Source organism: Propioniciclava sp. MC1683 (assembly GCF_014164675.1).
Taxonomy (GTDB): domain Bacteria; phylum Actinomycetota; class Actinomycetes; order Propionibacteriales; family Propionibacteriaceae; genus Propioniciclava.
Genome location: NZ_JACJFX010000022.1, coordinates 37,256 through 51,384, shown reverse-complemented (window position 1 = coordinate 51,384; position 14,129 = coordinate 37,256). Strand labels below are relative to the sequence as shown.

The window sequence follows — 14,129 nt, the reverse complement described above, 5'->3', positions numbered from 1 at the left end:
CGGCGAACAACGCGTCCGGGAACAGGCGGTGCCGGTGCTCGGCCAAGAACCGGAACACGCTGCCAGCCGGCAACAAATGCCCCGCCAGCGACTCCACGTCCAACACATCCCGCTGCGGACTCGACTCACCCTGCACAACCCAACAATTCCAGCCAGCTGCCGGTCAGTCCCGTGGGCACGCGGACAGATTGTTCAGCAGGCTCCTAGGCCCGGGCAGGCGCCGCGTCGGCCTTCGGGCCGCCGGGTACGGCGGTGCCCCCACGCCCGCGGGGCGTGGGAGCACCTGGAGGTCGGTCGTCAGGGACGAACCGGCGTCCCGTCGTCGAACAGGTTGTTCGACCACACGTTGCCCGGCGCCGACGAGTCGAAGCTGGCGATCGTGCCGAGGTTGCCGCAGTGGCCGCTCGGGCCACGGACGAACACGTTGTCGATGAAGCGGATGTTGCCCGCCTGAGCGGCGTACGGCTTGCTGCTCGACGAGCCGCCGTAGGCGCACATGGTCGACGTGCCACCGATGAACAGGTTGTTCTCGATGAGGTTGTCGCGCACCGGGGCGAAGTCGCCGTACCCGGTCAGGCCGGCGGAGCAACCCGAGCCCGGAGGCGTCCGGACGCCGTCACACGTGATCGTGTTGTGCCGGATCGTCGTGTTCTGGCTCATGCGGATGCCGCTCATGTGGGCCTCGCCGTCCGGGTCCTCACCCTGGCCGTGCACCCACGAGTTCTCGATCGTGCAGTTGTTCTCGCAGTAGATCGAACGCCGGCCACCGGTCACCTCGACGCGGTTGGCGGTGAAGTTGTGGCGGTCGAGCCCCGTGCCCAGGTAGTTCTGGATCCGCACCTCGGAGTCGGAGATGCTGAACGACCCGTCGGTGGCGTAACGCACGCTCACGCCGCCGTTGATGATCGACCGGGTGATGCGGACGTTGTCGGCCATGATCCGCAGGCTGCTGTTCACGATCTTGGCGTCGATCACCGTGTTGTCCTCGGTGATCGTCGTCGGGCCCGTGTAGGTGGTCAGCGCCGTGCCGTCCGGAACCCCGGTGTTCGACGCGTTCGGCCAGCCGCTGGACGGAGGGGTCGTCGGCGTCGGGGTCGGCGTGGGGGTCGGCGTCGCGGTGGCCGTCGGCGTCGGCGTGGGGGTCGGCGTGGGCGTCGGGGTCGGCGTCGGGGTCGGCGTCGGCGTGGGGGTCGGCGTCGCGGTGGCGGTCGGGGTCGGCGTGGGCGTCGCGGTGGCGGTCGGGGTGGGCGACGGCGCGACCGAGGTCACCTCGTGGTTGAGCACGACGTCGACCCAGTAGTTGGTCGAGTCGGTCGAGCGCACGGGGAAGCCCTTGCCGGCCTTGTAGATGCCGTTGTTCCCGCCGAGGGCGGTCAGGACGCCGCTGGTCTTGTCGGTGGCCAGGGAGTTCGGAGTGGCCGCGTAGTAGCCGTTTGGTGAGTAGTAGCTGACGACGTACGTCGTCCCGGGACGGACGGCGATGGGCTTGCGGAACGACACCGTCGTCCAGCCCGCCTTGGTGTCGGCTTCGAAGCTGCTGAACGCCAGGCCCTGGCCGTAGTCGGTCCACAGGCCGACGCGGTGGGTGCCGGGCTTGCCGGGTCCCTGGTAGAAGCGGACGCCGGAGACCTCGCCCTCGACCGAGGTGCTGAACTTGAGCCCGACCTCGTAGGGTCCGCTGACCGAGGCCAGGGAGGCGGGCTTGTCGCTCGCACTCCAGATGGTCGACGTCGTCGTTGTGGTGGCCGCGTCGGCGAGGGGGCTCGCCAGCGTCGGCAGGAGGGGCAGGGCGATGAGCGCAGCCACGGCTGCTGCGATTCGTCGCGCCCAGCGCGAGCGCCCGGGGGCGGGGCTCGTCGAAGGTGCGTAGGAACGCATGTGGGAAGTACCTTCCGTGTTGATGGCAGCGCCGACACATTGGCGGGCCGGGCTCCGAGGTGCGTCAGGATTCCAAGAGGATCCTAAGAAAACCATAAGACATCCGCGAGGGTGCTTGTGCACGTTGTGGGAGTCTGTGTGGCGTTTGTCCTAGCCCACTGATGAAAATACTTCTCAGATCCGGGCGTGGCAGTTGCCATCGGGCGGCATCGTGGCCGTCCGAGGCCGTCCGCGATCCGGCTTCCTGCTGCCGGGACCCTCCGCGCCTGCTCAGGGGGCCGGGCGGCCCTCCGGCGGCGGCGCCTCCGACGGTTCGAGCGAACGCGTGAACGCGGTCAGGTCCGGTCCCAGTTCGTCGAGTTCGCGCTCCCACCACCGCTCTACGAGCAGGTCCCGGATCGTGTCCGGGGAGAACCGGTAGCGCACCACCCGGCCGGGGTTTCCGACGACGACGGCATAGGGCGGGACGTCCCGTGCCACGACGGCCCCGGCGCCGACGACGGCACCGTCGCCGATGCTCGACACCCCGGCCTGGATGATGGAGTTGTGGCCGAGCCACACGTCATTGCCGATCTCGAGGGAGTGGTACTCGCGCTCCTCCCCGACGAGGCCGAGGTTGGGGTTGAAGAAGTAGCCGTGCATCGACTTGCGGTCCATCGGGTGGTCCAGCGTCGCGGCGAAGGCGGTGCGGGCGATCGAGGAGTACCGCCCGATCGTCGTCCCGCGGCCGAACGCATGGGGCACGAAGCAGCCGCCGTGCGTGTGGAGCCCGATCTCCACCCCGTGGAAGGTGCGGAAGATCTCCCGCAGCGTCGAGGAGAGGAACTCACCGCCCTCGGTGGCGGTCGCCAGGCGGACGGCGGCCCGACGGGCCGAGCCGCGTCCGGTTCCATAGAGCCACAGGGCCAGCGCCCGCGTGTCCATTGGTCTCCCCTCAATCCCGCGGCTCGGGGCGCAGGTAGCCACGGCTCACGATCCGGCGCCCCATGCCGACGAACTCCCGAACCTGGGCCCGCAGGCCCTCCTGCCGCGCAGCGCGGGCCAGGTGGAAACCGCGGAAGCGGGGCGTCGGGCGTCCGAACAGCCGCAGGGCGGCGATGCGGGCGCCCACGAGCCGGCGGCGGCGCACGAGGCCCTGGCCGACAACAACCGTGTGGGCGTCCGAGCGTGTGGCCGTGAGGTAGCCGTCGGCGATGGCCCCCTCGACCGCGCGGCGTCCGAGGTCGGTGCGGGCGAGGATGACCGACACGCCGTCCGAGCCCTCCTGCTTGCGGTGCCAACCGTCACCACCGGTGACGTCGGAGAACTCGCCCAGGCCGTCGGGGCACAGCTGGCAGCGCAGTTGGCGGTGCCGGGCGGCCAGCGCGCCCCACGACTCCTCGTAGCTGAGGGACGCCTCGCGCCCGGCCCGATCGGTGACCCGGAACCGTCCCGGCCAGCCGTCTCCGCGATAGGACAGGCGGGTGATCTCGTCCGGCCGGTCGAAGCCGAGGGAGGCGGCGAGCCCCAGGGTGGCGGACGTGTTCGGCGTGCCGGCGCAGAAGAAGCTGAGCACCAGGCCGAGGTTGCGGTCGAGGGCAGGGCGCGTCGCCCGCAGCTTGGCGACGGCCGCCACGTCGCACGGTTTGCCGATGAAGACGCAGGGACGGTCGCTCTCCTCGATCAGGCGCAGGGCCTCGACGGGCGACGACGGGGCGTAGCGCGACCCGGCGTGGGCGACGATGCCGTCGGCGTCGGTACTGGTCGTCGTGGTGTTGAGCCAGGGGCGCGTCGGATCCATGCCCGTGTGCAGCACCAGCGCCATGCCCAGCTTCTCGACGGCGTAGGTGGCCAGGGCTGAGACCGCGCCTCCCGAGGAGGCGAGGCGGCGGACGCGGGAGTCGCTCGCCCAGCCCTCCCAGATGGCCTCGGTGGGGCCCACCAGCAGTTCGTCGGGATCCGTCGGCGGGGGGAGCGCGGCGGCCGGGGCGGTCAGCGCGACTCCGGGGCAGGCGGCCACGATGGCGTCCTTCACCGTGATCGGCAGGTCGCGGGTGCCCTGCGGTCGTAGCCCGACGCCCACGTGGTCGACCATCGTCACGCCGGACGCCTCGCCGAGGTAGGCGCACGCCCCACACCCCAGGCACAGCCTGTTCTGCAGGATGCGGTCGAGCTCATGCGTGTGTGGCATCGGGTGCCTCCGGGTGCGGCCTGGTCGTGCCCCCGAGCATGGTGGCCCGCCGCGCCGGGGTCAATGGGTGGTCGCGTCCTGCGCCACCAGCACGTTGACGAGGAACGACACCGTGGCGGGCTGCGCGCCGGTCCGCCCCGCGGTGAGATCGTCCAGCCAGGCGTCGGAGAAGATGCCCAGCCCCCGCACCGGGTCCAGCACGGCGGGCGTGGCCCGCACGTGCCGCAGGACGCCGTTGGCCAGCGCGTGTCCACCCGCCGGCGCGCGTCCGTGCCGCGCCAGCCGTTGCGCCACCTTGCCGGCGACGCGGCGTCCTGTGGAGGCCACCGCCGCCGCCCGGACGGCCGGCCCGGTGCCCGCGAGGGCGGCGGGGGAGGGCCGGCCCTCCAGCGGCAGCGCGGCGAGGTCGGCGTCCAGGGCGACCTGCAGTCGCGCCAGGAACCGGCCGTGGGCCTTGTCGCGCGGGGCGAGCGCCCGTGCGATCCGGAGGAACCCGGCGTCGAGCAGGGGGTTGACCAGCTCCCGGTCGAAACACACCGCGGTCTCGCTCAGGCCGGCCCACCGCTGCATGCGGTGCCACAGGTAGACCTCGTCTGTCGCGCCGTACCACTCCGGCCCGGCGTCGGCGAAGGTGCGCGTGGCCACGTCCATCGCGTGCCGGGAGGCGTCGGCCGCGAAGGACGGGTCGAGGGCGGCGGGCTCGACCGCCTCGTTGACGAACAGCCGCCACCGGGCCAGCCGGCGGGTGCGGGCGTCGGTGACCGGCCGGGGGCGGACGCGGCCGGTGTAGAAGAAGCCGCGGCCGATCTCGCCGCCGAGCCCGCCGAGCCGTGCGCCCTGCTCGAACCCCTCCTCGGCCCACAGGGTCGCCGCCTTCGCCAGCGGGTCGGCCATGGCGTCGAGCCGGGCGGAGGCGTCCCGGACGCGCTCGAAGCACTCCGCGGGCGAGAGCGAGCCGAGGTCCGCGAGGCCGCGCACCGTGTGCTGGAGGCCGAGCCTGCCGGCGATCTCCGCGGCCAGGTCGACGTCGGGGGTCCCGGGGTCGCCCATGGTCAGTGCACGCACCTGGTGACGGCGGGCGGGCGGGATCGCGCTCAGGACGAGCCGCGAGTCCTGCCCGCCGGTCAGCTGCAGGGTCGGCTCCGGGTTGGCGTCGAGGTACCGCTCGAGGAACTCGCGCAGCCCCGCCGCCGCGCGCCGGACCGCCTCGGACAGCGGCAGCGTCTCTCCCTCCTCGAGCGTCACCCGGGACCGTCTCAGGTCGGATGACCAGCGCAGCAGCGTCCCCGGCTCGAGCTTGCGGACGCCCGCGTAGACCGTGTCCTGGCCGAGCTGGTACCCCAGGCGGCTCTGTAGCAACAGCGCCCCGCGGTCCAGCCGGGACGCCGTCCCGCCGCCGGGCAGCGTGGCGAGGGCGCGGGCGGAGGTGGACACGGCGACCCGGTCGTCGTCCTCCCGCACGAACACCTGACGGAAGCCGAGCACATCGGTCGCGAGCACCAGGTCGTCGCCGTCGACGGCGAGGGCGGCGAACGGCGGCATCATCGAGCGCAGCCCGGGCTCGTCGCCGCGGGTCATCCAGCCCTGCAGCAGTGCCGGAGACACGGGACCACGGGAGGACCAGACCGTTCGGCTCACCGGCAGTGGACTGCCACCCTCCGGCGGCGCCCCGGACAGGTCCCAGGTGGTCAGCCGCCACCCCTCGCGAGCTCCGGAGCCGGCCGTGGTGCCGTCCGCCGGACCGGTCAGCACGAGGAAGCCGGGCAGGGCGTCGGACATGGGAATCCTCCCGTCGGCAGCCGAGGTGGCGCTCACTATAGGACGGAAGGGCCTTGAGGGGGCACCAGCCCGTTCCGTAAGGTCGGACACACTGCCGGCGCTCGCCGGCGGGGCGGCCGGCCCGGGCCGAAGGAGGCGACGTGGACGCGGACACGCGGGAACGCCTGGCGAGGGAGATCGAGTTCCACGACCTGACGGTCGACGATCTCGAGGAGATCTCCGGCCTCATCACCGGTATGAGCCGCGACGGCGAGTCGCTGCGGCTCCGCGACAAGAGCGCGGCCTACTACCGGTGGATGTACTTCGAGAACCCGGCCGGGCAGGCGTTCGGCTGCCTCGCGCGGCACGAGGGCCGCGTCGTGTGCTCCTTCGCCGTGGCGCCGAAGGCGATGCAGGTCGACGGACGCCGCGTGCTGCTCGGCAAGACGATGGACATGTTCACCCACCCCGACTACCAGGGGCTCGGGCTCATGGGGCGCTGCGCCGACCAGGTCTTCGCCCGTGCGCGCGAGGGGGGTCTCGAGGGCTGGTACGTCACGCCGTCGGTGAACTCTTACCCGATCTTCAAGCGGTGGGGCTACCGGGAGGACTTCGTGCTGCACTTCCGGGCGCGGCCGCTCGACGTCGCGGCGACCGTCGCGTCCGTGCGCCCGCGGGCGGGCCGGTGGGCGTCCGCAGCCTCGCGTGCCGTCGCGCCCCTCGCCCGGCTGCTGGACCGGACGCCGCGGCTGCCCGCCGGCTGGAGCGTGGCCGAGGAGGACACGTTCGGTCCCGAGGTGGACGACCTGTGGCGCCGCGTCGGCGGTGGCTACCGGGTCGCCATCGTGCGCGATGCCGGCTACCTGCGCTGGCGGTACTCCGACAATCCCGACGACTACGCCGTGCTCGCCCTGCGGCGGGACGGCGTACTGCGGGGGCTGGCGGTGCTCAAGGTGACGGTCCGCCACGGGCTGGCGGTCGGCGAGGTCGTCGACGTGGTGGCCCCCGCGCGCGACGCCCGCACCTGGGGGCTGCTGCTGCGCCATGCCGTGGACGTCCTGCGGCGGCGAGGCTGCGCGGTCGTCGAGGCGTGGGCGATCCGCGGCACGTGGGTGGACCGCCGGCTGATCCGGTCGGGGCTCGCGATCCCCCGGGCCACGCTGCCGTTCCTGCTGAGCCCCGATCTGGGCGAGCCCGCGGTGCACGACCCCGAGGCCTGGCTGCTCAGCCAGGGCGACGGCAACGACGTCTGATCCCGGTCACACGATCGACCGGCGTGTCACGAGCCACACCAGGTTGTTCGCGTGGCCGCGCAGCTTCCGCAGCGATGGGCCGTCCCGGCGGGCGGCCGCCAGCGGAACCCAGGCGAGCGTGCTCGCGGCGTGGTAGACGGTCTTCATCGCGACGTAGGCGGCCCGGGCGGCGGGACCGTGGTGCTTGCGCCAGTAGGTCAGGTCGGCCTTCTCCATCGTCAGGTAGTACGCCTCGGGGCGGTCACCGCTGCTGCCGCCGCCGAAGTGGACGGCCTCGGCGTCCGCGAGGTACACCAGCCGCCAGCCCGCGTCGTGGATGCGACGACACCAGTCCGTGTCCTCGCCGTAGAAGAAGAACACCTCGTCGAGCGGGCCGACCTGGTCGAGCACCTCGCGGCGCACCATGAGGAAACACCCCGACAACACCTCCGCGTCGTGGGTCCGCCCGTACGTGTCGGCCGGCAGGGTGCGCCCGGCGAAACGGCCGGGCAGCAGGCGCTTGAGCATCAGGTAGTCGCCGGCGGCGTTGGCCAGGCTGGGGAAGCGGCGGCAGTTCTGCCGGAGCGCGCCCTCGCGGGTGACGGTTCGCGGGCCGAGCGCGCCCACGTCGGGTTGGCGGTCGAGGTGGTCCACCATCGTGTCGATCACACCGGCCAGGGCGATCACGTCGGTGTTGACCAGGCACACGTAGCGGCCTGTCGCGACGCGGAACCCGACGTTGTTGGCCTTCGCGAAGCCGAGGTTGGCCCCGTTCTCGAGGACGACCGCGTCGGGATGGGCGGCACGCACGGCCTCGACCGACCCGTCGTGGGAGCCGTTGTCGACGACGACCAGCTCGAGGGTGGCGTGCTCGGTGGTCGCCTTCAGGGACGCGATGCAGTCGAGGAGGTAGGCGCGCGTGTTCCAGTTGACGATCACGATCGAGACGTCCGGACGGGCCTGACCCACTCACCCCACCCCCTCCCGCGGTGCCGAATCTAGGCCAGCCCCCACGGCCGGTCAACGGGGCCGACCGTCCCCTTGTGGGCCGGGAGGCGGTGTGTTTCGCTGGATCCCATGCGGCACACGAGCTGGCCGGGTGCGGCGCTGGCCGTGGTGCTGGCGCTGGCCGGCTGTGCCGCGCCGGCGACCCAGCCCGCCCCCGGTGGCACGCCTCCGCAGGCGGCCCCGGACTCCTCGGTGACACCCTCGCCGTCGCCGGCAGCCGCCTCCCCCGTCCCGACGCCGACGCACACCGACTGGCCGGGGCCCGCGACGACAGGTGTGCCGGAGGGGACGACCCTGACGCCCTACACCGGCCCGTGCACGATCGACACAGCGGGCACGGTCATCGACGCCAAGGTGGTGGACTGCCGCCTGAGGATCCGCACCACGGACGTCGTGATCACGCGGTCACGGATCAACGGGAACGTGTCGGTGCGTGAGCCCGAAGACGGGTCGTTCACGATCACCGACAGCGAGGTGCACGCGGGCGACACGCTCGACACCGGGCTGGGTAACGGCAGCTTCACCGCCCGGCGGGTCGAGGTGACCGGGGGCCGGCGGTCCGCCTTCTGCGAGGCCGACTGCCTGATCGAGGACTCCTGGTTCCACGCGCAGGCCGGCGACCCGGAGGGTCAGGCCCACCTCAGCGCGGTGCGCATGGGCCGCAACACGACGCTGCGCGGCAACCTGATCGTCTGTGACGCCCCGCGGACGCCGCCCGAGTCGGGCTGTTCGGCGGGGCTGACCGGCTACGGCGGCACGGCTCCGGTGGAGAACAACCTCATCGAGGACAACTACTTCGCCGCCGGCACCTCCACCTTCTGCGCCTACGGGGGCTCCTCGGAGAGCAAGGAGTTCGCCGACGGGGCGAACCGGATCCGCTTCGTCGGCAACGTCTTCGAGCGCGGCCCGAACGGGCGCTGCGGCAACCTCGGCACCGTGGCGTCGTTCGACCCCGACGCCCCCGGCAACGAGTGGCGCGACAACGTGTGGTCCGACGGCGGCAGCGTTCAGCCGGACTGAGCCGAGCTGGTTCCACCTCAGCGGTCGGACGCCGCCGCCCCGCCCCCGCGGCGGCGCAGGGCGCGCACCTCGTGCCGCTCGCGGAAGAGCAGCAGCCCCCACACGGCGAGCAGCGGCACGACCGACAGCCCGGCCAGGGTGAGCACCGGCAGGTTGAGCAGGCCCAGGGCAGCCGTGAGCGCCCCGACGAGCGCGGCGGCCACGAGCCCGCCGCCGAGCGTGCCGAGATAGGCCCGGGCCCGCAGGCCGATGATGCGGCGCAGGTTGGCGACCTGCAGGACCATGGCGAGCACCAGTGCACCCAGCATCGCGGACGACGCGCCGACCGGCCCGTACGTGAGCGAGAGGGGGTAGATCGAGACCACGAGCAGCAGGGCCCGCAACAGCGTGAAGCTGCGCTGGAGCTCGGGCCGGGCCATCGCCAGGTACACCGAGAAGCTGACCATCGACGCCATGTAGACGACCGTGTACACCCCGATGACGGCGAACGGCGCGGCCGCCGCGGCGTAGGGCGGCCCGTACACCAGCGTGAGGAGGGGCGCGGCGGCCACCGCCATGGTCGCCGCCATGGGCAGGCCGAACAGCCAGATCAGGCGTTCCAGGCGCAGGTAGGTGGCACGCAGGGCGTCCGGCGTGTCCTGGAAGGCGGCCAGGATCGGCACCACGAGCGGCTGGACGACCTTGCTGAACAGCGTGAGCGGGAACATCGCCAGCGTGACGGCCATCGCGTACAGGCCGAGCGTCTCGGCGCTGACGAGGCGGCCAAGCACGAACACGTCCGCCTGGGCGACCACGAACGTCATGAACGCCAGGCCGAACATGCCCTTGGTGAAGGCGAACAGATCGCGCCACGACTCGCGGTCGATCCGGAACGTCGGCCGGATGGGGCACAGCAGGAACGACAGCACGAACCGCACGAACGCCTCGAACACCGTGCCCAGCACCAGCGCCCAGACGTTCTGCCACAGCACGCCGAGCACCAGGGTGAGCGCGGTGCCGAGCAGCCCCGAACCCTGCGTGATGGCGACGCTGGCGCCGAAGCGGAACTGCCGCTGGAGGGCGTACACCTTGGGGCTCATCAGGCCGGTGAACACCATCGTGGAGAAGGCCACCGCGAGCACCGGGCCGAGGGCCGGCTCGCCGTAGAAGTCGGCGATCAGCGGGCTCAGCGGTGCGGCGATCGCGAAAATCGCCACGCCGCGCACCACGTTGATCCACCACGCCACGTTGAGGAACTCGGGGGTGTGCCCCCGTCGGTTCTGGATCACGGCCTGGCTCACGCCGACCTCCGTGAGCGCCTCGAACAAGGCGATGGCGGCGAGCACGATCGCCATGAGGCCGAACTGGTCCGGGGCGATGATGCGGGCCAGCACGACGTTGCGCGCGAAGCGGGCCAGGCGCTCCACCAGCGTGCCGGCGGCCAACACGGACCCCCCGCGCAGGACCGCCCGCCCCATCCCCTCCCCAGGGCCCGGCTCGGGGCCGTGCACGGTCACCGCCTCACGTCAGCTCGGAGGAGACCTCGGGCACGTCGGCGGCCAGCGCGGGCGGCAGGTGCAGATACTGCGTCGTCGAGCGCTTCTGCTCGATGTCGCGGTAGACCCGGTGCACCTGTTCGACGTCCAGCCCGGCCGCCTCGGCCACCTCCTCCACTGCGATGCCGTGGTTGAGGCCGTACAGGCACAGGTCCATGCGCTGGTGTGGCAGGGAGAAGTAGAACTCCTCCTGCGACTGGGGCAGCGAGTACGTGTCGGTCGTGGACGGACGGGCGCGCACGGCGTCCGGGACGCCGAGGTACTCGGCCAACTGGTACACCTGCGACTTGTACAGGTGGGCGATCGGCTTGACGTCGGCCGCTCCGTCCCCCAGCTTCACGAAGAAGCCCTGGTCGTACTCGAGGCGGTTCGGGGTGCCGGTGGCCACGTAGTTGACGCGGTCGGCGTGGTGGTACTCCAGCATCTTGCGGACACGCTGCTTGAAGTTGGTGGCCGCCACGATGCCGAGGTACGACTCCGCTGTGAGACGGTGCCGGGTCGTGGTGCCGTCCGGTGCGAGCACCACGACGGAGTACAGCCGGAAGGCGTCGGAGTCCACCACGCTGGGCAGCACGATCTTGGAGCGGTGCCCGGGCCCGTAGTCGGGCACCACGAGCCGGATCGCGTCATCGCGGCGCCGGTAGCAGCCGGCCGCCTCCAGGATCGGCGAGATGTCCTCGAGGACCGAGTCGATGCCGAGGGCGTCCGAGACCTCACGGCTGAACGCGAGGGTCTCGTCGGAGGACTCCCTCTCGGGCATGTGCAGGCCGAACACCCGGTCCGCGCCCAGGGCCCGCACGCACAGGGCGGCCACGACGCTGGAGTCGATGCCCCCCGACAGGGCGACCACCGCCCCACGGCGGCGCGTGGCGGCCAGGTAGCGGGTGAGGAACGCGGCGATCCGGGCGGTCTCCAGCTCGGGGTCGATCCGCAGCGTCGCTGCGCTGAAGGGCTCGCGGGCGGGCATGGGGCTCCTTTACGTGGTCAGGTCGATGGCGAGGACGGGTTCGGCCGGGGCGTTTTCCGCGTGGCTGCCGTCCCCCGTGACGAACAGGTGGTGCAGCAGGTGGGTGGACAGCACGGCGAGGACGCGCATGTTGTCGGTGTTCCCCAGGCCGGCGCCGCCCGAACGGCGGGCCTTGGCGAACAGGCCCTCGACGCGGCCCGGCTCGAAGACGCCGGCCGCCTCGCAGGCCCGGGCGGTGGTCAGGTCCGCCACCCACTCGGGGGCGTCGGGCCCGCAGAAGCTGGCGGCGTCCGGCGACCGGTAGGGCTGCTTGGGCCGCTGCACGATCTCCGGCGGCAGCACGTCGGCGAACGCCCGCTTGAGCAGGTACTTCTCGGTCAGCCCGGACAGCTTGTGGCGGGCGGGCAGCGAGCCGGCCAGCGCCAGCACGTCGCGGTCGAGGAACGGGAACCGCCCCTCGACCGAGTGCGCCATCAGCATCCGGTCGCCCTGCGACGACAGGATGTAGCCGGGCAGCAGGGTCGTCATCTCGAGCCACTGGGCCCGGGCCAGCGGGTCCCACCCGGCGCTCGCGGGCGGCAGGCACGCCAGCAACTCTGCGGGCGCGTCGGACGCCGCCGCGTGGGCCTCCGCGCGGGCGTCCGCGGTGAGCAGCCCCTTGACCGCCGCGGTCGTCTGCCAGCGCGGCCGGTGCGACAGGGCCGGGTCGGCGGCGTCCAGCCCCTGGCCGAAGAAGCCGCGCGCGAAGGCGGGCGCCTGCCCGGGAGACCTGGCCATCCACGGGTAGAGCAGCTCGACGGCCCGGCTGCGGACCGCCGAGTCGGGGTTCCGCGACCAGAACTGGCGGACGCGGGCCTCGCGGTAGAGGTCGTAGCCGCCCAGCACCTCGTCGGCGCCCTCCCCGGTGACCACCACCTTGTAGCCGTTGGCGGCCACGAGCTGCGACAGCAGGAACAGCGGGGCCGGCGCGGCGCGCAGCAGCGTCGCCTCCGCGTGGCGCACCACGTCGGGGAAGACCCGGGCGATGTCGCCGGGCGCGACGACGACGTCGTGGTGGCGCGTGCCGAGGCGATCGACCATGAGCCGCTGGTGGACGCCCTCGTCGAACTCGGCGTCGGCGAACCGCAGCGAGAACGTGTCCAGAGGCGCGTCGGTGTAGCCGGTGACCACCGCGGCCGTCACGGAGCTGTCGATGCCGCCGGACAGGTAGGCGCCCACGGGCACGTCGCTGCGCAGGAACCGCAGCCGGGTGGCCTCGACCAGACCCTCGCGCAGGGCGTCCGCGTTGGCGTCGGCGTCCTGCCCCGGTTCCTCGCCCTGCGGCGGGAAGTCGATGGTCCAGTACGGGTGGCTGCGGAAGCCGTCGGCGTCGAGGATCGCCACGTGCCCGGGCGGCAGCTGCTCGATGCCGGCGAACGGCGTGCGCGGCGCGACCGGGGACCAGAAGGTGAGCGTCTGGTCCAGCCCCACGGGGTCGAGTGCGCGGGGCACCGCCGGGTCGGCGAACAGGGCCTTGACCTCGGAGGCGAAGGCGAGGCGGCGTCCGGAGCGGGTGTAGAACAGCGGCCGGACGCCCACCCGGTCCCGCGACAGGATCAGCCGGCGGTGCCGCCGGTCCCACAACGCGAGCGCCCACTGGCCGTTGAACCGGCGGAAGGCGTCCTCGCCCCACTCCTCGAAGGCGTGGACGATGACCTCGGTGTCGCTCGCCGTCGCGAACGTGTGGCCCCGGTCGCGCAGCTCGGCCCCGAGCTCGACGTAGTTGAAGATCTCGCCGTTGAAGGTCACCCAGAGGCTGCCGTCCTCGTTCGACAGCGGCTGGGCGCCCCCGGTGGTGTCGATGATCGCGAGCCGGGCGTGACCCAGACCCACGCCCTGGTCGCGCAGGTAACCGCTGCCGTCGGGTCCGCGGTGCCGGAGGCGTCCCACCATGCGGAGCAACAGGGCGGCATCGGGCGGGGGCCCGGGTGTCGCGACCCCGCAGATGCCGCACATCAGGCGAGGTGGCGCGTCAGGAGGTGTCGGACAGCGTCGCGTCCGGCCAGGTGCGCCGGGTCGATCTCGGCGTCGGACAGTGTCACCCCGAAGGCGTCCTCGACGAAGATGGCCGTGGCGATGGCGTCCAGGACGGGGTCGCCGGACGGCGTCCGAAGCGCGTAGAACTCGTCGAGGACGGCGTCGACCCGGTCCGGCGCGGGGGGTGCGTCAGACGGCCGGCTCGGCATCGGGACTCCGCTCGAGGACGAAGCGCGTCAGGTTGGCGACGGAGCCGAGATTGTCGGGCACGGTCTCCGAGTCCTTCACTTCCAGGGCGAAGTCGGACTCAAGGAACTGGATCAACTCCAGGATCCCCGTGGAGTCGACGATCCCGCTCTCCAGCAGGGACTCATCGGGCTCCGGAGCGCGCGACACATCCCCGAACAGGTAGTTGGACACGATGAAGTCCATGATGCGGGTCTGCACCTGTTCGACCATGGGACCTCCCCTAGCAGGTGGGTTATGCGTGCTGAGGTTAGCGTGCAATCCTTGCCGGGGTAAGGGGATCGAGCCCCCTCGGGGGC

General features: G+C 72.3%; 12 protein-coding genes. 2 read left to right on the top strand and 10 right to left on the bottom strand.

Annotation, left to right across the window (positions count from 1 at the left end; genetic code table 11):
• Positions 1–297: 297 nt before the first annotated feature.
• The 4 genes from H5397_RS12555 to H5397_RS12540 all read right to left on the bottom strand — a co-directional run bounded on the left by H5397_RS12555 (position 298) and on the right by H5397_RS12540 (position 5,827).
• Positions 298–1,878 (bottom strand): DUF4082 domain-containing protein, encoded by a 1,581-nt coding sequence (locus H5397_RS12555; RefSeq protein WP_182817837.1) that lies wholly within the window; start codon positions 1,876–1,878, stop codon positions 298–300.
• Positions 1,879–2,148: 270 nt separating this feature from the next.
• On the bottom strand, positions 2,149–2,802 hold the full coding sequence (locus H5397_RS18670; protein WP_182817836.1) for a DapH/DapD/GlmU-related protein: 654 nt from the start codon (positions 2,800–2,802) through the stop codon (positions 2,149–2,151).
• A 10-nt stretch (positions 2,803–2,812) separates the two neighbouring features.
• Positions 2,813–4,048 (bottom strand): Coenzyme F420 hydrogenase/dehydrogenase, beta subunit C-terminal domain, encoded by a 1,236-nt coding sequence (locus H5397_RS12545; RefSeq protein WP_182817835.1) that lies wholly within the window; start codon positions 4,046–4,048, stop codon positions 2,813–2,815.
• A 60-nt stretch (positions 4,049–4,108) separates the two neighbouring features.
• Positions 4,109–5,827 (bottom strand): hypothetical protein, encoded by a 1,719-nt coding sequence (locus H5397_RS12540; RefSeq protein ID WP_182817834.1) that lies wholly within the window; start codon positions 5,825–5,827, stop codon positions 4,109–4,111.
• 140 nt (positions 5,828–5,967) lie between these two features.
• Here H5397_RS12540 and H5397_RS12535 point away from each other — a divergent pair, with 140 nt between their 5' ends.
• Positions 5,968–7,059 carry a GNAT family N-acetyltransferase gene (locus H5397_RS12535; RefSeq protein ID WP_182817833.1) on the top strand — a complete coding sequence of 364 codons (1,092 nt, stop codon included), beginning with the start codon at positions 5,968–5,970 and terminating at the stop codon, positions 7,057–7,059.
• A gap of 6 nt (positions 7,060–7,065) precedes the next feature.
• On the opposite strand, the gene H5397_RS12530 is transcribed toward H5397_RS12535, so the two are convergent.
• Entirely contained in the window at positions 7,066–8,007 is a 942-nt protein-coding gene (locus H5397_RS12530; RefSeq protein WP_182817832.1) for a glycosyltransferase family 2 protein, read from the bottom strand.
• Positions 8,008–8,115: 108 nt separating this feature from the next.
• Between H5397_RS12530 and H5397_RS12525 the strand changes: the two genes are divergently transcribed.
• Positions 8,116–9,066, top strand: coding sequence for a hypothetical protein (locus H5397_RS12525; protein WP_182817831.1), 951 nt, complete (start codon positions 8,116–8,118; stop codon positions 9,064–9,066).
• A 17-nt stretch (positions 9,067–9,083) separates the two neighbouring features.
• On the opposite strand, the gene H5397_RS12520 is transcribed toward H5397_RS12525, so the two are convergent.
• Genes H5397_RS12520 through H5397_RS12500 form a run of 5 tightly spaced genes read right to left on the bottom strand, consistent with a single transcriptional unit; the run spans position 9,084 to position 14,043 of the window.
• Positions 9,084–10,556: an oligosaccharide flippase family protein gene (locus tag H5397_RS12520; RefSeq protein WP_182817830.1), complete on the bottom strand. Its 1,473-nt coding sequence runs from the start codon at positions 10,554–10,556 to the stop codon at positions 9,084–9,086.
• Between the two features lie 10 nt (positions 10,557–10,566).
• Complete coding sequence (gene nadE / locus H5397_RS12515; protein ID WP_182817828.1) at positions 10,567–11,568, bottom strand: NAD(+) synthase; 1,002 nt, start codon at positions 11,566–11,568, stop codon at positions 10,567–10,569.
• A 9-nt stretch (positions 11,569–11,577) separates the two neighbouring features.
• The gene (asnB, locus tag H5397_RS12510; protein WP_182817827.1) at positions 11,578–13,563 is read right to left on the bottom strand and encodes an asparagine synthase (glutamine-hydrolyzing); all 1,986 of its coding nucleotides are present in this window, start codon (positions 13,561–13,563) and stop codon (positions 11,578–11,580) included.
• Positions 13,563–13,793, bottom strand: a complete 231-nt coding sequence (locus H5397_RS12505) for a hypothetical protein (protein ID WP_182817826.1) — start codon at positions 13,791–13,793, stop codon at positions 13,563–13,565. Before H5397_RS12505 ends, asnB begins: the two co-directional genes overlap by 1 nt.
• Positions 13,774–14,043: an acyl carrier protein gene (locus tag H5397_RS12500; protein WP_182817824.1), complete on the bottom strand. Its 270-nt coding sequence runs from the start codon at positions 14,041–14,043 to the stop codon at positions 13,774–13,776. Before H5397_RS12500 ends, H5397_RS12505 begins: the two co-directional genes overlap by 20 nt.
• Positions 14,044–14,129: the final 86 nt, after the last annotated feature.

Bases quoted from the DNA above. Each gene is read 5' to 3' on its own strand.
- H5397_RS12555 (WP_182817837.1), bottom strand. From the start codon at position 1,878: ATGCGTTCCTACGCACCTTCGACGAGCCCCGCCCCCGGGCGCTCGCGC.
- H5397_RS18670 (WP_182817836.1), bottom strand. From the start codon at position 2,802: ATGGACACGCGGGCGCTGGCCCTGTGGCTCTATGGAACCGGACGCGGC.
- H5397_RS12545 (WP_182817835.1), bottom strand. From the start codon at position 4,048: ATGCCACACACGCATGAGCTCGACCGCATCCTGCAGAACAGGCTGTGC.
- H5397_RS12540 (WP_182817834.1), bottom strand. From the start codon at position 5,827: ATGTCCGACGCCCTGCCCGGCTTCCTCGTGCTGACCGGTCCGGCGGAC.
- H5397_RS12525 (WP_182817831.1), top strand. From the start codon at position 8,116: ATGCGGCACACGAGCTGGCCGGGTGCGGCGCTGGCCGTGGTGCTGGCG.
- nadE (WP_182817828.1), bottom strand. From the start codon at position 11,568: ATGCCCGCCCGCGAGCCCTTCAGCGCAGCGACGCTGCGGATCGACCCC.
- asnB (WP_182817827.1), bottom strand. From the start codon at position 13,563: ATGTGCGGCATCTGCGGGGTCGCGACACCCGGGCCCCCGCCCGATGCC.
- H5397_RS12505 (WP_182817826.1), bottom strand. From the start codon at position 13,793: ATGCCGAGCCGGCCGTCTGACGCACCCCCCGCGCCGGACCGGGTCGAC.
- H5397_RS12500 (WP_182817824.1), bottom strand. From the start codon at position 14,043: ATGGTCGAACAGGTGCAGACCCGCATCATGGACTTCATCGTGTCCAAC.